The 23185-nt window shown below is 43.8% G+C and carries 28 protein-coding genes and 3 pseudogenes; 7 read left to right on the top strand and 24 right to left on the bottom strand.

What is annotated here, in order from left to right; translation table 11 throughout:
* Positions 1 to 13 precede the first annotated feature (13 nt).
* The 3 genes from BR63_RS17110 to BR63_RS17100 all read right to left on the bottom strand — a co-directional run bounded on the left by BR63_RS17110 (position 14) and on the right by BR63_RS17100 (position 2345).
* Entirely contained in the window at positions 14 to 331 is a 318-nt protein-coding gene (locus tag BR63_RS17110) for a type II toxin-antitoxin system RelE/ParE family toxin (protein WP_034425069.1), read from the bottom strand.
* Positions 315 to 602: a type II toxin-antitoxin system prevent-host-death family antitoxin gene (locus BR63_RS17105; RefSeq protein WP_034425071.1), complete on the bottom strand. Its 288-nt coding sequence runs from the start codon at positions 600 to 602 to the stop codon at positions 315 to 317. Before BR63_RS17105 ends, BR63_RS17110 begins: the two co-directional genes overlap by 17 nt.
* A gap of 1503 nt (positions 603 to 2105) precedes the next feature.
* Positions 2106 to 2345, bottom strand: a complete 240-nt coding sequence (locus tag BR63_RS17100) for a hypothetical protein (RefSeq protein WP_034425073.1) — start codon at positions 2343 to 2345, stop codon at positions 2106 to 2108.
* Positions 2346 to 2488: 143 nt separating this feature from the next.
* On the opposite strand from BR63_RS17100, the gene BR63_RS17095 reads away from it, so the two are divergent.
* From BR63_RS17095 to BR63_RS17090, 3 genes are read left to right on the top strand one after another with little or no spacing between them, the layout of a single operon-like run.
* Positions 2489 to 3880: a Mu transposase C-terminal domain-containing protein gene (locus tag BR63_RS17095; protein WP_034425074.1), complete on the top strand. Its 1392-nt coding sequence runs from the start codon at positions 2489 to 2491 to the stop codon at positions 3878 to 3880.
* Positions 3877 to 4158 carry a hypothetical protein gene (locus BR63_RS19655; protein WP_243270022.1) on the top strand — a complete coding sequence of 94 codons (282 nt, stop codon included), beginning with the start codon at positions 3877 to 3879 and terminating at the stop codon, positions 4156 to 4158. Before BR63_RS17095 ends, BR63_RS19655 begins: the two co-directional genes overlap by 4 nt.
* On the top strand, positions 4146 to 4679 hold the full coding sequence (locus BR63_RS17090; RefSeq protein WP_243270021.1) for an ExeA family protein: 534 nt from the start codon (positions 4146 to 4148) through the stop codon (positions 4677 to 4679). The genes BR63_RS19655 and BR63_RS17090 overlap by 13 nt, the downstream gene beginning before the upstream one ends.
* 5 nt (positions 4680 to 4684) lie before the next feature.
* Here BR63_RS17090 and BR63_RS17085 read toward each other — a convergent pair whose 3' ends face one another.
* The 4 genes and pseudogenes from BR63_RS17085 to BR63_RS19650 all read right to left on the bottom strand — a co-directional run.
* A complete protein-coding gene (locus tag BR63_RS17085; protein WP_034425076.1) occupies positions 4685 to 4903 on the bottom strand; it encodes a hypothetical protein in 219 nt (72 codons plus the stop codon).
* Positions 4896 to 5732: a DUF1835 domain-containing protein gene (locus BR63_RS17080; RefSeq protein ID WP_034425078.1), complete on the bottom strand. Its 837-nt coding sequence runs from the start codon at positions 5730 to 5732 to the stop codon at positions 4896 to 4898. Before BR63_RS17080 ends, BR63_RS17085 begins: the two co-directional genes overlap by 8 nt.
* A 225-nt stretch (positions 5733 to 5957) precedes the next feature.
* Positions 5958 to 6770, bottom strand: coding sequence for a sensor histidine kinase (locus BR63_RS17075; protein ID WP_051966176.1), 813 nt, complete (start codon positions 6768 to 6770; stop codon positions 5958 to 5960).
* Positions 6771 to 6837: 67 nt separating this feature from the next.
* A pseudogene (locus BR63_RS19650) lies at positions 6838 to 6921 on the bottom strand (prevent-host-death protein); the annotation flags it as partial.
* A gap of 194 nt (positions 6922 to 7115) precedes the next feature.
* On the opposite strand from BR63_RS19650, the gene BR63_RS17070 reads away from it, so the two are divergent.
* Positions 7116 to 7556: an Hsp20/alpha crystallin family protein gene (locus BR63_RS17070; RefSeq protein ID WP_034425080.1), complete on the top strand. Its 441-nt coding sequence runs from the start codon at positions 7116 to 7118 to the stop codon at positions 7554 to 7556.
* 84 nt (positions 7557 to 7640) lie between these two features.
* On the opposite strand, the gene BR63_RS17065 is transcribed toward BR63_RS17070, so the two are convergent.
* From BR63_RS17065 to BR63_RS17010, 13 genes and pseudogenes are all read right to left on the bottom strand, one after another.
* Positions 7641 to 8456 (bottom strand): SDH family Clp fold serine proteinase, encoded by an 816-nt coding sequence (locus BR63_RS17065; RefSeq protein WP_034425082.1) that lies wholly within the window; start codon positions 8454 to 8456, stop codon positions 7641 to 7643.
* Between the two features lie 35 nt (positions 8457 to 8491).
* Positions 8492 to 9220 (bottom strand): annotated as a pseudogene (locus BR63_RS19815) (rhomboid family intramembrane serine protease).
* A 369-nt stretch (positions 9221 to 9589) separates the two neighbouring features.
* Positions 9590 to 9781 carry a type II toxin-antitoxin system RelE/ParE family toxin gene (locus BR63_RS17055; protein ID WP_338056063.1) on the bottom strand — a complete coding sequence of 64 codons (192 nt, stop codon included), beginning with the start codon at positions 9779 to 9781 and terminating at the stop codon, positions 9590 to 9592.
* A 108-nt stretch (positions 9782 to 9889) separates the two neighbouring features.
* Positions 9890 to 10171: pseudogene (locus BR63_RS17050) on the bottom strand (type II toxin-antitoxin system Phd/YefM family antitoxin).
* 256 nt (positions 10172 to 10427) lie between these two features.
* Positions 10428 to 10625, bottom strand: a complete 198-nt coding sequence (locus BR63_RS17045; protein ID WP_034425084.1) for a cold shock domain-containing protein — start codon at positions 10623 to 10625, stop codon at positions 10428 to 10430.
* 181 nt (positions 10626 to 10806) lie between these two features.
* Positions 10807 to 10980 carry an SDH family Clp fold serine proteinase gene (locus BR63_RS20055; protein ID WP_081908294.1) on the bottom strand — a complete coding sequence of 58 codons (174 nt, stop codon included), beginning with the start codon at positions 10978 to 10980 and terminating at the stop codon, positions 10807 to 10809.
* Between the two features lie 35 nt (positions 10981 to 11015).
* Positions 11016 to 11210: an SHOCT domain-containing protein gene (locus BR63_RS17035; protein WP_243270020.1), complete on the bottom strand. Its 195-nt coding sequence runs from the start codon at positions 11208 to 11210 to the stop codon at positions 11016 to 11018.
* Between the two features lie 266 nt (positions 11211 to 11476).
* Entirely contained in the window at positions 11477 to 11755 is a 279-nt protein-coding gene (locus BR63_RS17030) for a hypothetical protein (protein ID WP_034425088.1), read from the bottom strand.
* Between the two features lie 364 nt (positions 11756 to 12119).
* Entirely contained in the window at positions 12120 to 12344 is a 225-nt protein-coding gene (locus BR63_RS17025; protein ID WP_187142736.1) for a DUF5348 domain-containing protein, read from the bottom strand.
* Positions 12341 to 13141, bottom strand: a complete 801-nt coding sequence (locus BR63_RS17020) for an ExeA family protein (protein ID WP_187142735.1) — start codon at positions 13139 to 13141, stop codon at positions 12341 to 12343. Before BR63_RS17020 ends, BR63_RS17025 begins: the two co-directional genes overlap by 4 nt.
* Position 13142: 1 nt before the next feature.
* On the bottom strand, positions 13143 to 14489 hold the full coding sequence (locus BR63_RS17015) for a DDE-type integrase/transposase/recombinase (RefSeq protein WP_187142733.1): 1347 nt from the start codon (positions 14487 to 14489) through the stop codon (positions 13143 to 13145).
* A 53-nt stretch (positions 14490 to 14542) separates the two neighbouring features.
* Positions 14543 to 15046, bottom strand: coding sequence for a DUF6431 domain-containing protein (locus BR63_RS19640; protein WP_276568918.1), 504 nt, complete (start codon positions 15044 to 15046; stop codon positions 14543 to 14545).
* 406 nt (positions 15047 to 15452) lie between these two features.
* Positions 15453 to 16154: a PspA/IM30 family protein gene (locus BR63_RS17010; RefSeq protein ID WP_034425289.1), complete on the bottom strand. Its 702-nt coding sequence runs from the start codon at positions 16152 to 16154 to the stop codon at positions 15453 to 15455.
* Between the two features lie 435 nt (positions 16155 to 16589).
* Between BR63_RS17010 and mntA the strand changes: the two genes are divergently transcribed.
* From mntA to BR63_RS16995, 3 genes are read left to right on the top strand one after another with little or no spacing between them, the layout of a single operon-like run.
* A complete protein-coding gene (gene mntA / locus BR63_RS17005; RefSeq protein ID WP_034425287.1) occupies positions 16590 to 17051 on the top strand; it encodes a type VII toxin-antitoxin system MntA family adenylyltransferase antitoxin in 462 nt (153 codons plus the stop codon).
* Positions 17044 to 17475 carry a type VII toxin-antitoxin system HepT family RNase toxin gene (gene hepT / locus BR63_RS17000; RefSeq protein ID WP_034425285.1) on the top strand — a complete coding sequence of 144 codons (432 nt, stop codon included), beginning with the start codon at positions 17044 to 17046 and terminating at the stop codon, positions 17473 to 17475. The genes mntA and hepT overlap by 8 nt, the downstream gene beginning before the upstream one ends.
* 47 nt (positions 17476 to 17522) lie before the next feature.
* Complete coding sequence (locus BR63_RS16995; RefSeq protein ID WP_153802180.1) at positions 17523 to 17651, top strand: cupredoxin domain-containing protein; 129 nt, start codon at positions 17523 to 17525, stop codon at positions 17649 to 17651.
* A gap of 269 nt (positions 17652 to 17920) precedes the next feature.
* On the opposite strand, the gene BR63_RS16990 is transcribed toward BR63_RS16995, so the two are convergent.
* The 4 genes from BR63_RS16990 to lpdA all read right to left on the bottom strand — a co-directional run bounded on the left by BR63_RS16990 (position 17921) and on the right by lpdA (position 23173).
* Positions 17921 to 19864 carry an oxidoreductase gene (locus BR63_RS16990; protein WP_034425284.1) on the bottom strand — a complete coding sequence of 648 codons (1944 nt, stop codon included), beginning with the start codon at positions 19862 to 19864 and terminating at the stop codon, positions 17921 to 17923.
* Positions 19865 to 20218: 354 nt separating this feature from the next.
* Positions 20219 to 21076: a lipoyl synthase gene (gene lipA, locus BR63_RS16985; RefSeq protein WP_034425283.1), complete on the bottom strand. Its 858-nt coding sequence runs from the start codon at positions 21074 to 21076 to the stop codon at positions 20219 to 20221.
* Positions 21073 to 21759 (bottom strand): lipoyl(octanoyl) transferase LipB, encoded by a 687-nt coding sequence (gene lipB, locus BR63_RS16980; protein WP_207724732.1) that lies wholly within the window; start codon positions 21757 to 21759, stop codon positions 21073 to 21075. The genes lipA and lipB overlap by 4 nt, the downstream gene beginning before the upstream one ends.
* A gap of 10 nt (positions 21760 to 21769) precedes the next feature.
* Positions 21770 to 23173: a dihydrolipoyl dehydrogenase gene (gene lpdA, locus BR63_RS16975; RefSeq protein ID WP_081908304.1), complete on the bottom strand. Its 1404-nt coding sequence runs from the start codon at positions 23171 to 23173 to the stop codon at positions 21770 to 21772.
* Between the last annotated feature and the right edge of the window lie 12 nt (positions 23174 to 23185).

Below are 23185 nucleotides of genomic sequence, written 5' to 3'. Positions count from 1 at the left end.
AGTTTTATGCTTGTTACAACAGCCAGCCGTAATCCTGCCTGCAGTCCACCACATAATCCACATAAACGGTATCGCCTTTTATCTGATAAATGAGCAGATAACGTTTGCCCATAAGGAGCTTTCTATATTTACCAGCACGGATGAAAGGATCGGATAGCCAAGGATTTCGCTCTGGAAATTCCTCCAGAGTTTTTGCTTTCGCGCTGAACTCGGCTATGAGATCTAATGCGGCTTTTTCACTGACCTGGGCCAGAAAGCGGGAGTGAGATACCAGCATCTGCGCCGCCTCATCGGAGATAATCACTTTGTATATTTTACCCTCGCTGTCCATCCAGTACCTCCTTGACAGCTGCTTTCATCATAGAGGATACCTCGTCAATGGAATAACCGCTTTTGCCGCTTAACCGGCTTTCCTCGGCAGCAACTAGATTTTCTCTGAGGCGCAGCATGCTTTCGCGTCTTGCAAAGGCTTCAATATCCATCACCACCAAATCTCCCTCACCGTTTTTGGTCAGGTACACAGGCTGTCCGGACTTTTTGCACAGCTCGGAAATCTCGTTGTAATTTTTTCGAATTGCAGCCGATGGCTTTATATTAATCATCTTGACCACCCCTTTTTGTGTAGCATTATTTTATCCTTATTGTATTCTTATTATACTACATTAAAACGGTCTTGTAAATTAATGATGCCTTGCTACCTCCTGTACTCAATGAGCTCAGTCAGCTTAATGACAAAGGCGGCGGAAATAAAAATTGCCGCAGCACAGCACAGATGGTGAGGACAAGCTGCCCTCCGGGTATTCGCAGCCTCCCTCATATCGCTGTGCGAGGTTATTGATACGGGTGGCGGCTTCGATGTGGTAACCCTTGTATAGATTTTGGTCCAGCACAGCAGAGAATATCTCTGCATCCCTGTCGGACATTTTCTCAAGTTTTACCCCAGGATGTTAAGCTGTTCGAGGGAGTCATGCTCATGGATGTACCGCTTGAGAGGTAATCCCTGTCACTAAACCAACATTACACTCTTTCTAAACCGTTTACTAAACCATCAATAACAAAATTTAAGATAATCAGAAAAAGTTACTGCCAGCAATAGCCTTTGTTTTGATAGCATATTAGCCCATATTTGGTTACCTATATTTTCATCTATCAACCCTTTGTTCATGGCTTCTGCCTGGATACAACATTGTTTATCCTCAGGTGTGGGTAAATATAACTTGGCATCAAAGCCATGCCTTTGGGCGGATAAAATTATTCTTGTTTTACATACACAAAACATAATTCCAAAGAAAGCTGTCTTGTCTGGCTTCCTGTTCATTCGGTGGAGATTTTAGCTGCGATCCGTTCTTCTAATTTTGCTATATCCATCCGTTTAGCCCGATATCTTTTTTGTGCACTCAAGGGTTACCTAAAATCAGCAAATTCACAAATTGCCCCAAACCCTTTATCCATCAACCTTTCACCCGCTCAATCCTCGCGACGGTCTCTGTATGCCTTGATCGCATGAAAAAAATAATTTCAAGTGCCCCTGTACATTTTGATCAACCTGTTAATGCCCGAATTATCTGTCGGCAACACCTGGGATTTTGACCAAATTATATGTCGGTAATGAAGGATATTTCCGCCAATTAATCGAATCAGAACTTGACTTTACCTTTCTGGTTTACGGAGAGCAAAATAAAATGAGCTTTCGGCCAACGTCCCGACAGACAACCCGAAAGCTCATCTCCTGTAAACAGAACCCATGGGAGTCCTGTTTCTATGATTATGATAACTTTCCTAGGAGCTTCTGTCAAAGAATATTTAGCCCTTTACAGCGAAAAATCTCCGGTTTTTCCTTCTGAATTGTCCAATTTGTGGCTCTTGTAAACCTCACCGGCACGGACATTTTGACAGGTGGGCGGTAGATGCCGATTCTGAGTCTCTGATACCAATTTACAGATATTTATGTCAGGATAAAAACAAGTCCAAAGATCAGGACAAGACCATATCTTTATTACCGAGTTTCCTGTGGCCTTTTCGTAGCATGTTAAGTGAATTTGTTGAAAAGGCAGTCTGTCTTAGAGTTGATGACCGCCTTTCCTGGAATGAATTGGTTTATATTCTTAACTCTCGTCCCGGCCTTTTTCTGGGAAAACGGTAAGGCGTTGGGTAAAGGCCTTAGCCAAAACTTTTGAAGAGGTTAACACTAAGCTGTTGTCCCTGTTGTTAAAATACTTCCCCGGCTTAACATTACCCCCGTCAGTTTTAACCGGTGACCGGAGGGTTAATTTATCGGTTGGCATGTCATTGGGCCGTTTTCTTAGACAGGCTCTGGCCTCAGCGTTGCCTAGCCGGTCATACATTGCTAACCTTCCGGTATTTTCCGTACTACATAGCCTCTTTGGGGTCAAATTCGCCTACGAAATCCCACAGAGTTTGTCTCTACCCGGTATCGGTACTCATCCCTAATAATTAGAATGAGACTATTTCGGGAGGAGAGATTACTGTGGATGAAGAAAAACGACTGGAAATCGCCAATTTCCGCTATGGCCTGATTGCGCCGGTGGTCTGCCGTAGGCTGGAAAAAGGCGAACAGACCCGGCTGTTGGCCGAAATCGCTGCCAGGGAATACAATGACCCGGATGGGAAGCCCTTCCGACCGGGCTTACGCACCCTTGAACGTTATCTGGCGGCCTATCGCAAAAAAGGCTTGGAAGGGCTTAAACCCCAGGTTCGGGAAGATAAATGTACACCAAGAGCTATCCCTGAAAATATTCTGGCCAAGGCAGTGGAGTTAAAAAAGGAATTACCGACAAGAAGTGTGGACCAGATCATCAGGATCCTGGAATTATCCCAACTGGTGGAACCTGGTATCTTAAAACGCACCACACTGGGCCGTTATCTTAAAGAAGTGGCCCGGGAGATAAAAGCTGAACCCAGCGCCCACCGGCGGTTCTCATACAGCAAGCGTAACCAGTGCTGGCAAGGCGATACCCATGCCACCCTGTACCTGCCTCATCCCACAGAACCCGGCAGGAAAAAGTCGGTACGCCTAGTAGCCTTTATTGACTATAGCCGCTACATTACCCACGCTGAGTACTATTTCGATGAGAAATTGCCACGTCTTGAGGACTGCCTGAAAAAGGCTATTCTCCGTTGCGGGGTGCCGGAAAAATTATACGTGGATAACGGTTCTGTTTACCGGTCCCAGCATCTGGCCAGAATTTGCGGGGAGTTGAGCATTCACCTAATTCACTCACGCCCTTACAAGCCCCAAGGCCGAGGCAAGGTTGAGGTGTTTTTCCGTTACTTAGACAAGAGCTTCCGGCCTGAAGCCCAAGCCCTTATCGAACAGGGGAAACTCACTACTCTCAAAGACTTGAACAATTTCTTCTGGTCCTGGCTGGAGATGGCTTATCAGCAAAAGAAACACTCCTCCACAGCCGTTAAACCGGTCAACCGGTTTAACAACTGTACCCATCCCCTGCGCCGGGTTGATATCGCTGTACTTAACCAAATTTTTCTCTGGCAGGAAGAACGGAGTGTGGATAAAACCTGCTGTTTTTCCCTGGAAGGCAATATTTATGAGGTAGACCCTGTCCTGGCCGGCAAAAAAGTTATCGTTAAGTACGACCCCTTTGACCTTACACGGATTCAGGTTTGGTTTGGCGGGAAACAGTATGCTGACGCTAAACTTTTGGATTTATCCAAACCACATCATCCGAAAGTGCCTAAAGAAGATTGTTTGGTAAATTCCCCACCAACCAGCGGACTCAATTACCTTGAACTCTTGAAAAAGGCTTACGATGAAAACTTGGCCAAGACTCTGGGAGACCTGGCGTATACCTGTCTGGGCACACCGGCTCAAGAAAAAGCCCGGGAAGGTGACGGCAGGTGATCCAGGAATACTTTGGTTTGACAGGCGAACCTTTTGGCAAGAATATCTCGCCGGAAAATCTCTATCTGTCCTTGCGGTTTAAGGAATTATTGGCCCGTTTGGACTACGGTGTGAAAAAGCGCTGTTTTTGCCTGGTGACCGGGGATATTGGAGCAGGAAAATCAACTGCTATTCGTCTTCTGGCCCGGAACCTGGACGAAAACCGGCACAAACTGCTTTATATATCCGACTCCAACCTGAAGCCCGGGATTTTTACCGCGAGTTATTGTTCCAATTAGGCTCCAGTCCCGGTTATTTGCGGATAGATGCTAAGCGGCAGTTTAACCAGCTAATTCTGGATTATTTTGAGAAACGGCGGATTACACCCGTGGTCGTTATCGACGAGGCTCATCTGCTATCGCACCAAATGCTGCAGGAAATCAGATTTTTAACTAATTTCAAAATGGATTCCCTTTCTCCAATGGCCTTAATACTGGTAGGCCAACCTGAACTTAAGGGCACCCTGGCCATGCAGATTTTCCAGGCTATAACCCAAAGGATTCAGGTCCGCTATCATTTGGGTGGCCTGACGTTAGAAGAAACCGGCGCCTACATAGCCCATCATTTGGAGGTAGTAAAAGCACGCAGTCAGATTTTCAGCGTTGATGCCGTTAAAGAGATATTTGCTTTTTCCAAAGGGATTCCTAGAGTAATTAACAATTTATGTATACAAGCTATGCTTGATGCCCGGATTCAGTCCAGCTATGTGGTTGACCGGGAAGGGGTGCTTAGGGTAATTGAGGACTTTCGCAAGTTTTAGTATGTTTAGCCCACCGCCAACAGAGGTGTGCTTTCCGGTACCTTTAAAAAACGACCACCGCCATTGGCGAAAATGTCTAACCTACTGGCAACCTTACTTGGCGTTCCATGACAACCGCCACTGACGGTTATCAAGTGGCCGCCAAATAATGTGGGCATCAACATCAACCTTCCTTGGCCTACCTTACTGAAGGAAAGAGCAAACCTTTCTAAAATACTAATCATTTTTCAACCTTACACTATACAATCGCATGGCTTCCATACTACCCTCTACTTCGAAAACTCCTTTTTCAATCAGCTTCTTTAACCGATATTCCAAGAACTCATCCCCTACATACTGTTCTAAATGCCCCAGCACTTCACCGATTAATCTCGCTGATTTCATAAATTCCTGCGTCTTTAGTTTTTTATGTAGCTGTTTAGCTCTGTTTATAATATATTGGTCATAATAATCTTCAGGAACACTCTGTATTCTTCCATTCTGCCAAATCCTTAACACTTCGCGATTATCAGCAAGGTTGAGCCATTCTTGTTCAAATTGCTCTCTTTCAAGATGTGATAAAGGGTGCTTCTCCTTAGTTTCCTCATAAATTATTTGAAGTTTCTCTGGTGATATTTCACCTGTATGCAGTACAACGCACTTTATATTAGGTTGGCTAAAAAGTTCAGCATACAGCTTTGTAGTGTTAATAACTTTAACTTCATTAGTTCTACCTTTCAATAAATACAAAACATATCGTAATCCTGTCTGCTCGTGTGAGTTTTCAGCAATCCATATGGTAATGGGTTCGCCTTCTGGAATGCATGCTATTTGATTGATAGCTTTTAGGAAACCGCTTTTATATTCATCAAACTCATCATATTCATTATTTAAAATATTTTTCATCCAATCAAATCTGGCTTCTTTCCCAATCTCTTCTTGTAAATGCCAAATGGGCCCTATAGAAAACATTTCCCAAAATGAAATGACATGTTCTTCTTTAGTTACACCTATTTTTTTCAGAACTATTTTTAAACAACCAGATGGTGATTGTCCAAATAGAATATGTATCATTTTTAGAACCTCCTTTCAAAATTCATTCTTTTTAAGACCACCCGCTATTTCCACGCGTTTGGCTCGATATCTTTTTTACACACTCAAGGGTTACCCTTAGTCACAAATATAGTAAGGTGTCTCAAACCTTTTATCTATCAGCCTTTCACCCTCTCGACCCTCGCGACGCTTTCTGTATGCCTTGAGTGCATGAAAAAGATAAAAAATACCAAATTCCCGGTGTTATTATTTTAGAAAATGCAAATCAAATTTAATACATGCACCACTGTCCCTTGCATTAAAGGCAACAATACTTCCACCATGCATTTCTACCAGTCTTTTTGCAATATGGAGTCCTAGTCCGGCATGACCATCTTTAGAAGAACGGGATTCATCTCCCCTATAAAATTTATTAAAAAGATTCGATAGATCTTTACTACTAAATCCCTTTCCTGTATCACATACTTTAAAACGAATATTATCACAGGCAATATCCGCATTAATTGTTATTGTCCCATGTTCCGGCACATAACGGATGCTGTTCGAAACGATATTGTCAAGAATGCGCTCAAGCTTTGCAGCATCAATAGGACATATTATTTCAGCCTGATTTCCATATGTTACATCAACCTTAAAATTTATCTTTTTATTTTTTGCCATCATCTCATAACTTTCTTTTTTCTGCTTTAAAAAAGAGTATATATCCACTGGGACGATATTAAGCTCTACGCCGGACGTTTCAAGTTCTGCGGCGTAAAGCATTTCCTTGATGAGCTCGGCCCCCTTATTTGCATTATCTTTTATTACTTGTAAATATTTTTTTGTCTTTTGAGTATCAATATGACTGCTTTCCAGAAGTGATTCAACATAGCCTTGTATTACAGAAAGTGGTGTTTTTAGGTCATGGGCAAGGGCTTGAACCATCTCATGTCTTTCCTGCTCTGCTTTCCACTGTGAGATTAGTGACTCCTTAAGTTCGTTTTTCATTTCATTAAATGCTTCGCAAAGTCTTCCAAGCTCATTATCGGCAAAATAATCTATATTAAAATCAGTAAGCATAAAAAACCTCTCCTGGTAAGGGAGAGGAAAATATCACCTTTAATATTTTACTACATTAATAATTTGGTAAAAAAACCGGTTCACTTTTTTGACAATCTTTTAAAACTTTATTATAGTTACGTAAATCTGATATTGGTTTTATATTTGGCATGCATAACATTTCCAATAAATATAATTTCCTAAAATAGTCTTAAGCAACAAATAATTTTCTGCATAAGAAAAAGAATCCTGATAAAATCAAGCTTCTAACTGTTTTTCCTTTGCAGCCTTACCACGCACTCCACGTGCTTCGTCTGACCTAAATAGAACAAATCACAACCTAAAAAAAGATGGAGGTGCATGAATATGTTTGGTTTAGTACCTTATCGCAGAAATATCCAACAAGTACAACCGTTGTTCGATTTTGAAAATATTTTCGAGAATTTTTTCAATGATTCGTTCTTCCCGGCTCTCATGCCCAATGCTGGAGTTATGAATGTGGACATTAAAGATACAGATAACGCCTACATTCTTGAAGCTGACATTCCTGGTGTAAATAAAGAGAATATACGCGTTGAATTTAAAAATGATCAGCTCACCATTGGTGTTGAGCACAATGAGCAACATGAAGAAAAGAAAGAAAATTATATACGCAAAGAACGCTCGTTAAACATCATCTCTCGAACGTTTGTCTTTGAAAATATTGACAGTGAAAAAATTACTGCCAGGTATGAAAACGGTGTGTTAACCGTTACTTTACCGAAAAAAGAAGCTCATTCAAACGGATATCGGATTCCAATCTCCTAATAAAAATATCCTTGAGTTTCAATAAAAGGCTAAGGACTTCTGATGATGACGATGTCCTTAGCCTTTTGTCTTTTATAGCATTATCTATTTTCTCAACTTGGGAAAAGGCAAATATTCCACAGAAGCTCTGTGACGGACCGGTTGAGGATACAAACTCATGAGCTGGTGGAATTCTTTGTCCATATCGTCTCTGACCCGCAACCCCAGCTCCTGCGCCATTTCAAAAGTGATCGGATAATCATGAGTCCATTTACCTTCAGTAAGCAAAGTCGCTAAATTCTCTGCCAATTCTTCAGGATAATTATCGCTTAATAATTCCTTAACTGCATCTTTAGTCTGTTTAATCGCTTTTTCAGCGACATCTGCAAGGATTAACGTCTTGTCATCAATTTCATCACGTGATTTTTCTCTGACAACTTTTACAACGGAAACCGCCGGGTACTCCCCAAGCTGTGGGTCAACAGGGCCCAACACAGCATCTCTGGCCATGACGATCTCATCAGCCGCAAGTGCAATCAAAGTACCTCCAGACATGGCATGATGCGGAACATATACTGTTACCTTTCCCTTGTGGCGCTTAATTGCCCTGGCAATCTGCAAGGAAGCCAGTACCAACCCTCCCGGAGTATGCAGAATTATATCCAGGGGAACAGAAGGATCTGTCATATGAATAGCTCTGATAACCTCTTCAGAATCATTAATGTCAATATAACGATAGACCGGAAAACCAAGAATGCTCATCGTTTCCTGTCTGTGTACCATCAGAATCACTCTGGAATTTCTGCGCTGTTCAATTTTGGCAATCAGTTTTTTTCGTGCAGATTCAACCATTCTCTGATTAATGACTGGTTGAAGCGAAGTGAGGACAATAAATATCCAGAATAGATCTAATAACCCCATTTTTCTACCCCCTTTTTAAAAATCAAACTTAAAGGTTAATAAAATTGATAGTAATAGTATTCATCGTCAAAAAACAAGCGGTAACGACTGCGTTTTTTCTTAAATATACGAATAGCCACGGCTCCGAAGATAAAACCTCCCACATGGGCCCACCAGGCGATCCCGCCCCCAAATACCGGTCCAAACAGTTCAAAAATTCCCGAAAAAACCTGCGAAATAAACCAGAGTCCGATAAAAACAACCGCTGGAATTTCAAAGAAAAACGGAATCCAGAACACCGGAACAAGCGTGACAATACGAGCCAGTGGGAACATGATAAAATAAGCGCCCATAACTCCGGCAATAGCCCCTGAGGCTCCAATCGTCGGGACAGGAGAATGAATATTAAAAACATAATGCGTCAGAGATGCAACGATTCCGCTCAAAAGATAGAAAACAAAAAAACGGAGATGCCCAACCCGGTCTTCCACATTATCGCCAAACAGCCATAAGCTTCACATATTGCCGATAAGATGCATCCAGCTTCCATGAAGAAACATACTGGTAATCAGAGGCCATAAAAAAAACACCAATTCCAGTCTCAAACCATAATTCCAAAGAGTTGTTAGATCGCGAGGCACAAACCCCAGGCTATACACAAAATACTCTGAAATATCGGGAGGCAGTAATACCTGAAATAAAAAAACAAAAATATTAATGGTTATTAACAACCAGGTTACAAATGGCTTATCCCTATGAGGGATTGTATCTTTGAGTGGTATCATACTTCGTTCTCACCTCCACATTCTTCAAATCTCAGCTATACCGGGAAATAGAACAAATCTCCTATCAACCTTAATCTGGCCCAATTATGTATGTTACTATTCGACAAGAATTTTCCTATTCCTTTAGCTCACTCTTTTTTTCAACGCCAGCCACCCGGTTCATTTTTGGAATTGTAGATTTCTCATTTTTTATGGTACCCTCACTTTTCATTTTCTTTAAAAATGTATAAAAGGGCTGATGAAAAGAGCATAAGCTAAAGGACATCCGCCTATTCCAAGCAGATGCCCTCTATATTTAGCCAAGCTTCAGGATAATAAATATTTAAGGAACGCCCATATCCCGGACGTTGGAAAATTGCTGTATTTTATTTAAATCAGCCAGCCATAATCCTGGCGGCAATCCAGTATATAGTCGATATAAACCGTGTCATCCTTGATTTGATAGATGAGCAAATACCGCTTATCCACAAGCAGTTTTCTATATTTGTTTGCGGGCAGCAGCAAATCTGTAAGCCAGGAACCGCGTTCCGGAAACTCCTGCAGAGATTTTGCTGCCCCAATGACATCCCTCCTGAGCTTGTCGGCAGCCTGGGTGCTGACCTGCGCTAAAAAGCGGCATGCTGCACCAGCATTTCATCCGCTCTTTCAGAGATGATGACATGATACCGTTTACCTTCGCAACTTATTGGCAGCCTCCATGGCTTTTTTCATCATCTCATCTACTTCTTCAATGGAATAACCCTTTTTACCCGCCTACCAGTCCTCTTCAGCTGCAATTAGCTGTTCCCTCAATCTCAGCATGCTTTCACGCCGGGAATAAATTTCGATATCCATAACCACTAGATCTCCTTCGCCATTCTTCGTCAGAAAAACAGGTTCTTTGGTAGCCTTGCAGAGTGCGGAGATTTCGTTAAAGTTTTTACTTATTGCCGTAGATGGTTTTATATGCATCAAGATAACTCCCTGAGTAGTAAAATTATAGCTTTATTGTATTCTTATTATACTACCAGAGATTCCTCAGATAAAGGTTAGCCAGTTCAATGTTCTCGTGGCTATGTCATTTTCAAGCATCGCACAGGAACAGCTTGAACGATTGGGTATTTACACTAATGAAGAAATTTAAGAAACTTAACCGTACGGAATCTGAACAATAATCAAATAAAAAACAGGCACTTCCGACAGGAAATACCCGTTACAATTTTCAGTATTATTTACTGACAACATTTGCAGCTTGAGGACCACGACTGCCCGCCACAACATCAAAGGAAACTTCTTGGCCTTCTACAAGCGTTTTGTAACCGTCTGTTTGAATTGCCGAAAAATGAACGAATACATCGTTACCTTCGCTAGTTTCGATAAATCCAAAACCTTTTTCTGCGTTGAACCACTTTACTTTTCCTGTCATTTTAAAACCTCCTTCTCCAGAATTAGTCAAAAAGCTAAAAACCCAAAAACTCAATATCCTATTCTGCAGAAGAAGGACTTGAAATTGTTGCGAATCACTCTTTAACTTCCAATCTATATTATCATATTCCACAAAAAATAACAAGTAGAATTTTATGAAATGTTATAAACGTATGCGTTTTTTATTTTTTTAACTTCGGCAAAGGCAGATATTCAACAGAAGCTTTATGTCGAACTGGTTGAGGATACAGGCTCATTAGCTGATTAAATTCTTTGTCCATTTTCCCTCTGACATGTAAGCCTCGTACGTTGGCCTGTCCAAAAGTAATTGGATAATCATGTGTCCTCTCGCCTATTTAATCCACTGACACGAGAACAACCATGAGTTGTCTTAATACCTCATCAGATCTTCTTTGCGGTGTAAGTATTCTTCGGTACTGATTTCTCCCCGGGCATAACGTTCTCTTAAAATATCCAGGGAATCCCGACGATCCCATCCGCAGCTATGCCCTCTATAACTGAAGCGTCTAAACAATTTTACACCAACGTAAATGAGCCCAATCCAGAAGATCAGTTGAAGGAGCATAGCAAAGAGACCGATTCCCCACCAGCCTCCTCCCAGACCATACCATCATATTGCCAAAACCCATCATGATAGATTCCTCCTTAGTTATAACAATGTGTGTGAAGAATAATTGTGTTTACATTATGAAGTATATCCCCTGTATTTGAGAAACCCGTGAATGACCTATGAATTTGCGGTGAATTTAATTAAGCCATTAACGAAAGGCAGCTTTCCGCTGCCCATTCTACAGGGTCCGCTCCCGAGAGCTCAGACAATCGCCCGAACGGCTATTCTTTTAAGATTTTAAGTTCTTTCTCCAGTCTGGCTAGTTTTTCTCGATGACCGACGGCTTTCAATTCCAAGAGTTTGGCTTCCAAACGTTTCTCCGTGTGGGTCATTTCCTCCAAATCTGAAGCGAGTTGAGCTAATCTTACCTCTAAGCCGGCCAATTGTTCACCCAACTGCTGCCGATGCCGAAGATGAGTTCTGGCTTGGTCCTCATCTATACTCAGGGCTTGTTTGGCTAATTGCTCTTTTAGAGTCATCTGTTTTTTTAAGTCATTCACGGAATCTTTAAGCTGTAGACAACACCCGTTCTGTTTCCCCTTTGATGCGGGTAATCTGGCTCTTTTTCCGTTCTAAGGTCACGATCTCCTTACGAACCTCCGGGCTTAAAAGGGGCTCATACTCCGCAAGCCGTTCTTCCTTGGAATAGTCTCTTTCTCTTCTTGCATACTCACTGCGCCGCCTTAACTCGCCCAGATCATACCATGTAAGTAATCCCCGCTCTAATCGATCTAATGCTTCATAGTGTTACTGACACTTCATAATGTCCTGTAACTGCCAGTATATGGTGTCCAGTTTATGACGGACAATTTGGCCAGTGGCCGAGAAGGTGAGACGACTTTATCGCCACCTTCCCGGATGCCGTTATATTTCCACCTTGTACGAATTCCCGATCCGCAAATTGAAGCGGGCTCCCGGCATAATCACATACCACTGATGATCGTACTCTATGCGGCAAGGAATACTAGTTGAACCGATTAACAAATCAAAAACTTCTCCACAATGGAGTTCGTAACAGTAGTCTCCCGTATCCACCATCCAGCGGTCTTGTTCGTGGTCGTATGTCATCTTGCACCATTGCTGCTTCATGACAATTCTCCCTGGATAACCAACTTAACCATATGGTCATCGATGATCCGGCGGCCATTCTGTGCCCCATATAGCAAGCAGTGAGTACAGACCTTGTTCACTAGCCTAGGGACACCACTAGAGAACCGAAATATCTCATCCAAAGCACCATCAGAAAATATATCATGGTCGGCACCAGCGTAAGCAAGATGTCGTTTCACATAATCCCCTACCTGGGCGCGGTCCAAGTGGGGCAGTTTACACTGGAGATCAATGCGTTGCCGGATAGCGGCATAGGCCTGAAGCTTAAACTTCTCCCAAAGTTCAGTCTGACCGACGAGGATAAGAGCCATGGGACTTTGCGCATCCATCTTGAAATTGAGAAGGAATCTGACCTCCTCCAGCATCTCCCGGTCCAGAAGATGTGCTTCATCTACGATGACAACAGGCTGAAGATGCTGGATACCCCGCATAAGCTCGATTTCTCTATGCAGTTGACGCTTGGCATCACCACGATAAAATTTGGATTCACAGCCTAGCTGCTCCAAGAGACCCTTGTAGAAATGTCTGGGTGTCAGCTTGGAATCCGCCAGGTACAGCACCATGAATTTAGCAGGGTCTAAGGAATCCCTGAATCGACGGATAGTAGTAGTCTTGCCAGTCCCGCAGTCACCGGTAACAACGGCGAACAACTGACGCTGGGCAGCATATTCCAGGCGACCTAACGTCTCTTCCAGCATGAGTGACTGATACAACTCGTTTGTTGGGATATCCCGTGAAAACGGAGTTTGAGATAGCCCGTAGAAAGGTTCAAACATCTTAGTTCCCTGCCTTTCTTACGGTTCTGTAGGAAATGGCAGGAGCCTGTTGTTCTATTCTCTGCTGATTCTTCTCAAGAGCTGCAGCCAGGAGTCTTGAGGATTCGGCTGGTTGTGTCCTTAGATGTTCAGGTAGCTTAGGTCGCTGGCCTACCATTTCTCCGATAACGAGTTCCCGGGCCTTCCAAGGGGTATGCCCCTCATATTCTATGGTCAGTTCAGTAATGTCAGCGGGATCATAGATGACATCTACGGTACACCCGATGAAACTAAGCCCGACCTCATACTTTTTCCCCTGGAAGCTGATACATCCAGCTTTATCAACTTTGCGTTCTTCGCAATGAAGAAAGGCGTTGGCTACTGTTTCCGGGTCCAGGAATTTTAGGGCTTTTTTGTCGCTACGATAGGCACTGGCGGGGCTAGCTTTGCCTTCCAATGCAGAATGGGGCTTGTTTTGATAACACTCCTCTAACCACACCCAGAACAGCTCATTGAGTTTGTCTAATGACTGAGGTTTCTCCAAGGCAACTTCACTGAGAAAGGAATCGACCACCCGGTTAAAACGTTCCACTTTCCCAGTCGATTCTGGGGAATATGGCCTAGCAAATAGTAGCCTAATCCCCATCTTGGCGCAGGCCCGTCCCATCCATTTTGTCCGGTACTGGCTGCCGTTATCGAAGAACACTGCCTCCGGCACTCCATATTTTAAGATAGCCTGACGGAAACAGTCTTCAACGATGACCTGATCCAAGGTTGGATAGAACTGACCGTGAAGAACAAACCTAGTGCAATCATCAAAAAATGTTACTAAGTATACCTGCTTCTTGGTACCATCTATGCCGATAGGTAAGTAGGGTCCATACTTAATGTCGGAATGCCAAAGCTTGTTACGATACTTCTGCTGATACCGCCGAGTAGCAACACCGGTACTCATATACATCTGCATATGCCTGGCGCTGTATCCACGTTCGGCTAGCTTCTCTTGCAGTGTACTGCGCTTAATTTGACCCGGCTGGGCCAGACCTTCCCATTCTAGAATCTGTATGATTTGGGCCACACTGCGCTTTGGAACCTCTCGTCGCAATAATATGGCCTGTTCCAGGATGTTTGGCGGAATGGCATCTTCGCTTCTGCTCTGAGCTTTACCTTTGGGCTTAAGTCCGGCAAAGCCATGTGTCTTATACTCTGACAGATATCTGCGCAGAGTACGTTCGGAAATTCCAGCCTGCTCGCAAATTTGGGTTTTAATCTGTCTGGCTTTGGCAGGGTCCAACCCTTCAGTTAGAAGTGGGGATATGAGTTGTACTCGTTGAGTAGCAACGTCCTCGGCCTTTTTTTGGTCTCTCATGCTAGATTACCTCCCTAATATTCGGAATCTAACATGAGTGTATAACCTCTACATCAGGACAAAAAGGCAGAACGGGTCTGTACCCAGTTATTTGAATTAACTACGGTTCGGACAACTCTGGCTAGCCAGCCGTAAGATTCTCCTACATAATGCCATATCCTTTGGAGCGGGGACAGGGGAAGGTCGGATGGTACTTCCACAGAATTTCTGGAATACTGAATAATAGCTATAGATATTAGGCAACCCAAAAAGTGATTAACTAAATCAAAAAACCAGATCCGCCAACGGGTAATAGTTGATTCATCTGCTGCAACGGCGAGAGTATTCCCGGCTATCACAGTCTCTATACTTTCACTGCAATGCCGCTTGTATGGAACAAGGATATCTGGAAGTTCGTGATGGATGCGCTTACAATTACTACATTGAAGTCTTCTAATCATTAGGACCATTTTTTCTCCGGCACTATTAATGCAGTTCCGCCGGCGACTTCCGATCACTTCCATTGATTCGCTACAGCAGGGACAGAGATTCTGTTCCTCGCTCCTAACAAAAAACACCTTTAAGGGGATTCTCAATGAGCTTATATTTTGTTACAATGACCATGTTAAGCTTATTGGGGACGCTCCTAGTGCTACTGTTGGCGCAGTAACACATCAAAACGGGGGCGTCTTTTTCTTTCTATTTGATATGGTCATTATATACAGCAATTCCTGGTCAGGCAATTCCGTCAGCTTTGTGCCATATTAGTTCGACGGCAACATCATAGTAGTCACTGCGCGTGATCTCTCCAGCAGCATACATGTATCGTACTTCTTCTCGAAGGCTTTCCCAGCCGGAGTCGTAGCAATAACGCTTATGCCTCAGCCCATGTCGGTATAGATGAGGATCGTAGAACCTCCTTCCACACCCAAAACCAAACATCTCTCTCCACCCTCCTTTCGTCAAAAGTAATCTCTTTTAGGATCAGCCTGCCAGGCCTTTCTTTAAACGTTCTAATTCCGCTTCTACAGCCGAGTTTGCGTTCAATTTCTTCAGCTTCCGATCAATATCATCCTGAGTATCTGCAAAGACTTCTGTAATCAATCCTTGGTCGACCAACTCGTCAATAGCCTTTCCTTTGGCTTGCATCTCCTGAATCCGAGCTTCCGCACGTTCCACAGTACGCCCAATGCTTTCCGCCTCCAAACCGACGGAACTTACAAGTTCCTTAACCTTCAGTTGAGCCTGGGATGCAGCATAAATTGCTTTAAGCTCTTCTTTCCGACTGCGGAAGTTTTGAATCTTGTAGCGCAGTTCTTCCTGGCTTTTGGCGATTTTCTGCAAATGTCCATTCATATCAGCAATCTGAGCATCCAAGCCGGTAATCCGCTGCTCTGTTTCTAGTTTCCTTGTTAGTGCCTCTTTGGCCAAGTCTTCTTGGCCAAACTCCAAAGCTTTTTGAGCTTGCTCCTCATATTTGCGAATGGTAGCCTTTAGAGTCTCCCTTTGCAGCTCAAGGCGTTTTTTGGCAGTTCCAAGCTCCGTAGCATTTCTAGTAAGAGCATGTAACCCTTCTTCCATTTTGACCAAGCTATAATCTAACATTTCTTTCGGGTTTTCCAGAGCATTAAGCCCCTTTTCTAACTTTGCTCCGAAAACATTTTTTAGGCGACTTACTATTCCCATTTTTCCTTCCTCCCTAAAAATTTTGTATAGCGATTAAGCGTAATCGCTTTGACAGTCTTAAGTATAAAAAGGACCTTTGAACAAGCCGTGAAAGAGTTATGAATTTGTGATGAAATTAAGCTTAATAACTTCAAAGGCAGCAATTTATTCAAAATCAAAGTCCTTTCACGTTATGAAGCTTTTCTTTTACATGTTTCATGGTGGGGCAGCTTTTAAAATGTTCCGGATAAAAACTATGCACGCATTTTTAAAATGGATTAAAGCCACTGAGTCTTAGAACAACCAAGCAATAACGGGCAAAATGTGAAGGGAATTATGGTACCGGTGTAGCTGAGTAGTAGTAAATAGGCCAACAACCAACTTGCTCTACACTTATGTCCATGCTATGATTATAGAGGAAATAATTGGTATACATAGTCTCGAGGAGGACTGAACATGATCTTTGACAACAAAGCGTTGGATTTTGGTTTCATCCGCGAAAGGCTCAAAACTTTGCCACTATCATTAGAACCCTTCAATCAACAGATCAGTGCAGTCATCCTCTTTGGCTCTTTGGTTATGGGCAAGGAAACCCCGTTAAGCGATGTAGATCTTGCTATATTGTATAGAAGAAATCTAGATAATGATGAGCTTGCGAGGGTTCATAGCCATGTCTATGGAATAATTACGGACTTACTCGAAACGGATGACATTGATCTGATCAATCTGAATACTGCTCCTCTTTCCATGAAGTATGGAGCTATTAAGCAATCGAAAATCCTTTTACTGAATAACAGAAAAGAATATATTGATTTTTGGGAACAGACGGTTAAGCAATACCTAGATTTTAAACCTCTCTTAGACGAATGCAATAAAACCTTGCTTGAAACTCTTGCAGGGAGGGCCGTACATGGATGAAAAACTTGCCTTTCAAATGCGCCATATCTCCAAATATCTTGGACGGTTAAAGGAAGTAGCTAAAACCCCTCGTGAAGAATATTTACGAGATTCCATTTTGCAAAGTGCCTCTGAGCGCTACCTCCAGTTATGCATAGAATCCTGCATCAATGTTGGAAATCGGCTCATTTCCATGCTCCAAGTTGATCAACAGTTTGAAGCTCCCAAAACGTTTGCAGATGTTTTTCGGGAATTAGAAAAACAAAAAATCACTCAAGGTTTAGAGCCAGCAATGACTGAAATGACTAAGTTTCGCAATCGGTTAGTCCATGTCTATTGGGATATTTCTCCAGAAGTAGTATATGACATTATTCATAACTATCTCAAAGATGTAGATTTGTTTCTGAAGCAAGTGGCCCTTTATATAAACAAGAATAACCTATAGCATAGCGTTATGCGCTTACCGCTTGGGAGAGACCAAAATTCGGTACCATCGAAGTTTGGAACTTGATCATTTTAACCCCTGACACTCATCCGGTTCACCTGCACCTGGTTCACTTCAAGATCCTTGACCTTCGGCCGTTCGATGTGAACCTTGAAAGTTACAAATTTCCCTGTTAAGGCCACGTTACACATTTTGCCTTGTCACTGCTTGATTACTGTTTTACTAAATGTGGACAACAGTCTAGGGTGCCGAAAGCAGGCGTAGCCCTTGCCCTGAGTGATATACGCATTTGGGACACAATGAATGGAACTGACAGCCTTGCCTTAAGCTACAGCTACTGCTGCCTTCACCGTTCGGGACTTTCACTCTATAGACAACGCCCATGCCGGGCGCACGCGCAAAAGCCCCTTCCTGCGGAAGGGGCTTTGTTAATGAAGCATCAGAATTACAAGCTATAAGCTCGACGAAAGCCTTCGTGAATGGCCTCTATAATTCTTCGGGGTTTGACACAGTCTCCGATAGCAAAAACAGGTATTCCTTCTCCTTCTATAAGCATAAATAAATCATTCTTGGACTTAGAACCAACTGCGATTACTACAGTATCTATGCCGGTTATTTCTTCCGTTCCTTCTTCTTTTTCTATAATAACTCCATCTACTGTTATTTCTCGGACTTTGCTCTTAGTTAGTACCTGGATTTTGTTCTCAGCCATCCTATTTAGTAATAGAGCTCTAGTGAGGGCTCCAACATCTACCGCAACATCGTCCAGCATTTCCACCACTGTAACCTGTTTGCCTTGTTCTGCCAGATATTCTGCGGTTTCGCAACCTACAAGCCCGCCGCCAACAACCACTACTTTTTCACCAACAGAAGCTGAACCCATCAAAACCTCATGCGCCGTAACAACCTTTTTCTGCTCAACCCCGGGAATCTTTGGTATTATTGGTTCAGATCCTGTGGCTACGATTACCACATCCGGTTTAAGCTCTTGAACAATCTTTATATCTGCTTCCTTGCCTTTTTCAATCACAACACCGGATTTCTCTACTTGGTCAATAAGATAATTCACCAAATCATTTATCTCTTCTTTATAAGGCGGTACTGCAGCAATCCGCAGTTGCCCACCTAATTCCGCTTGCTTTTCATAAAGAATCACTTCATGTCCCCGCAAAGCTGCTACCCTGGCTGCTTCTAATCCACCGGGGCCACCACCAATCACTAACACTTTCTTTTTATTCGTTGCTGGAATTTCTGTGTTAAATTCCGTTTCATGTCCGGTCGCTGCGTTAGCCAGGCAGGCAATGTCAATGTCCAGGAACAAGCGATCAATACAACCCTGGTTACAGGCGATGCATTTCCTTATCGTTTCAGCCTTACCTTCAGCCACTTTTTTGGGTAATTCCGGATCGGCTAACAAGGCCCTTCCCATCGATACCAGATCAGCTTTGCCTTCCCGGATGATTTGTTCAGCCATAACCGGATCTTTGATACGGCCGGCAACAAGCACGGGTACCTCTCCGTTAATGGCTTTCTTGATAGCAGCAGCATTTTCTACGAAACAACCTTGGGGAATAGCTGCCGGCTGAATAATCATGGCCGATGTCTCATAAACCCCTCCGGAAATGTGCAGGGCATCAATTCCTGCCTCCACCAGCTTTCTAGCAAACACTGTGGTATCATCGAGGGTAAGTCCTCCAGCCACATATTCTTCAGCACTCATGCGGTAGATAATCGGGAAGCTTTCCCCAACTTCTTTTCTTATCCTTTGGATAACCTCCAGGGGGAATTTCATCCTGTTTTCGAAAGTTCCGCCGTACTCGTCGGTTCGCTTGTTGCTATAGGGCGACAAGAATTGATTAACTAGATACCCATGGCCGCCATGGATCTCAACCGCATCAAATCCTGCCTCCTTAGCACGGCGCGCAGCTTGTCCGAAAGCTTCTACCAACTCTTTTATTTCCTCCAATGATAATTCCTTGGGCATTTCTTGCTTTACCGGACAAGGAATAGGCGAAGGAGCAACTATACTCATTCCGGTAACTTTGGAAGTTGTCTGTCTCCCGGCATGATAAAGTTGCACGGCAATTTTGGCTCCATAGCTATGCACTGCATCAGTCAAGTTCCTCAAACCGGATATTAATTCATCTTTGTAAATCCCCACTTGGTTTTGAAAACCTTTACCATTCGGCTGGACATATGCCGCTTCAACAATAATAAAGCCGACTCCGCCCTTAGCTCTAGCCTGATGATAGGCCTTAAAACGTTCGGTAACTGCCCCATCAGTAGCAGCATAATTTGTCACCATAGGAGGCATAACAATCCTGTTTCTTACTTTCATTGGCCCAATTTGAATTGGTTCTAAGATTTTTTCAAAGGTAAATGCATTCATTTTATATCCTCCATCCTGTAATCGTTTCGCATTATCACACGAGCGTAAATGTTTTTACTCAAATGGTTTCATAACATCAAGCGAACGTGAATGTTATCATCATCACAATAGAGATTAGTATTATTTCTACGTTTTACGAAAAAATCCTGCTTAGTCAGCATAGGCGGCAGAATCTTAAGTTACAAAAATTTAAACCCTTTTCCTTGGTGCTTAAGGTACCTCCAGCGATAGCTACTTGTCGTTGGAGGTACCCCTTCTTACTGTTACAGAAGTCCAACACGCGCTATAATCAATTGCACTCGTTTAACAATTGCAGGCGGTGTGTCTTGGCTACCGGCATCCTATTAGTGCCGCTTACACATCGGTTAATGTCCTAAAGACCTCGCGCGCATGGTACGAGCTTCTCACTAACGGCCCGGCGTAAACTTCTCTAATTCCCAAACTTAAGGCTATTTCTCGGTAATAGCTAAATTCCTCTGGAGTTACATACCTTTCTACCGGTAGCTGTTGAGGGGTAGGTTGCAAATACTGCCCGAGAGTCAGAATGTCACAATCCACTTCTTTTAAATCCTGAAATACCTCTCTAAGCTCTCCTTCCGTCTCGCCGAGTCCTAACATTAAACTGCTCTTCGTGAGCATCCCCGGCTTCATCTCTTTGACGGCCTTCAGTACTCTCAGAGATTGCCGGTAAGACGCTTGTGGCCTAACCTTAGCGTAAAGCCTCGGGACGGTCTCTAAGTTATGTCCTAGAACATCCGGCCTGGCCTGCACAATAAGTGCCAGAGCCTTTTCCTCCCCAGTTAAGTCCGGAATCAGTACTTCAACTAAAGTATCTTCGTGCAGAGCTTTAATTTCCCGAATAACAGCGGCAAACTGGCCCGCTCCATAATCCGGCAGGTCGTCACGGGTTACAGAGGTAATTACTACATATTTTAAATCCAGGATCTGCACAGCCTGAGCGACTTTAGCCGGTTCCAACGGGTCAGGTTCTGCCAACCGACCATGGTTAACCGCACAAAACCGGCAATTACGTGTGCAATTAGGTCCCAAGATGAGGAAGGTTGCTGTGCCCTGGGCAAAACATTCCCCGGCGTTGGGACATTTTGCGCTGGTACAAATCGTATTTACATTTAACGAAGCCAGCAATCCGAGCATGTCCCTGAGTTTTTGCTGATCAGGTGTTCCGATCTTCAACCACGGAGCTAGAGTCATGCACTTTTGCCCTCCTTGCCCAGCATGCCAGCTTTAATCTCCTCAACCCGGCTATACCCGAACTGATGCCTAAATTTTTCGATCAGTTTTCTTTCAACCTCTTCATTACTTATCTCGCGTCCAAGGATTTTTTGCAGGGAAGTAACCCCTTTGTCCGAGATCCCACACGGTATTATATAGTTAAAATAGGACAGGCTTGGAGCAATATTTAAAGCAAAACCATGCCAAGTCACCCACTTGCTCACCGCAATCCCGATCGCTGTAATTTTCTCATTGCCTACCCAAACTCCGGTCAAACCCTCTATTCTACCGGCGTTAACTTCATACTCCTTTAATAAATCAATGATCATCTGTTCGAGCTTATAGACATAAAGATGAAGATCTTTCCCTAAACGGCCCAAGTCAAGAATGGGATACCCTACGATCTGCCCGGGGCCATGATAGGTGATATCACCACCTCTCTCGATGGGAACCACCTCGATCCTGCGTGTCTGAAGAAATGCTTCACTCACCAGCAGGTTGTCTCTGCTTCCCGCCCGGCCAATGGTGATAACATGGGGATGCGATGTCAAAAAGAGGGTATCTTCAATCTCCCCTTTTTGACGCAAAGTCAAAAGCTCGCGCTGTAACTGATAAGCCTGCCGGTAATCCATCCCGTAACTCTTAAGCAGATTAAGTTGCACACCATCACCTCTAGACATTATGGATTGGCTGACCTGTTGCCGCGTGCGCAACCTCCATCAACACTTCATTGAACGTAGGATGAGCATGAATAGTATTAGCCAGTTCCTCCACCGTGGACTCCAAGGTTATGGCTAAGCCTGCTTCGCCCACAAGTTCTGTAACCATCGGCCCAGCCATGTGAATTCCCAGAATTTCACCGTATTTCTTATCGGAGACGAGTTTCACGAAGCCTTCCGCTTCATCAACCGCCACCGCCCGGCCGTTCGCTTGAAAAGGAAAGCGGTGCACGGCAACGTCATAGCGCTTGCTCGCTTCGGCCTCCGTTAGACCGACAGAAGCAATTTCCGGATGCGTATAGATGCACGCCGGTACACTGCGGTAGTCTATCTTAATCTTGTGACCAAGCGCATTCTCGACCGCGACGATGCCTTCCCGGGAAGCAACATGGGCTAGCATGATGCCTCCGGTTACGTCCCCAATCGCATAAATGCCGGAGATCTCTGTTTCCATATACGCGTTGACCGGAAGAAAACCGGCATTTAACTTCAGACCAACCGCCTCTAAGTTTAAGCCCGCAGTATTAGCTTGGCGACCGGCAGCCAGCAGTACGAATTCCGCCTCGATCGTTTGCTCTTGCCCGTCGAGGTTCTTAATCCTTATTTCCTCGCTACTGCCATTATCCCGCATTCCTTGTACGTAGGCGTTTACTTCAACCCTTATCCCATCTTTGCTAAACTTTTTAAGTAAGAAACTACCCAAGTCCATATCCATTGTTGGCAACAAACCGGGCATGGCTTCGATTATGGTCACTTTAACCCCCAGCGCATGGAAAATCGAGGCAAATTCTACACCAACAGCACCAGCCCCGATAATAGCCAAGCTGTTCGGCATGCTTGGCATGTTCAACAACTCGGTACTACTCAAAATTCTCTTCCCGTCAATACCCTCAACCGGGATTCTCTTGGGATTAGATCCCGTGGCAATGATAATTTTTGCCGCTTGGATCTTGGTCTTTGTCCCGTCACTATGTTGGCAAAGCAGGGTCTGCGCATCTATAAATTGCCCATGCCCTTTTAGTACCTTTACTTTGTTCTGTTGCAGCAGATAGCTGACCCCTCCGACCAAGGTCGCAACAGCTTTGTCTTTTTGCGCCAAAGCCTGTTTCCAGTCCAGTTCTTTTCCCGTGACCTTGATCCCCCGCTTAGACAGAGAATCCAGCTTTTTGTATTCATGGGCTGTTTCCAGCAAAGCCTTGGTCGGAATACAACCCCGATTGAGGCATGTACCCCCTAATTGGTCTTCTTCGATCAGAACGACCTGAGCTCCCATTTGAGCCCCTTTGATGGCAGCAACATAACCTCCTGGTCCGCCACCGATAATCGCCAGATCTGCCTTGATCATATTTTCTGCCATGTCAACTGCCTC

Source organism: Thermanaerosceptrum fracticalcis, assembly GCF_000746025.2.
Lineage (GTDB): Bacteria > Bacillota > Peptococcia > DRI-13 > DRI-13 > Thermanaerosceptrum > Thermanaerosceptrum fracticalcis.
This window is presented reverse-complemented; position numbering and strand designations above follow the sequence as displayed.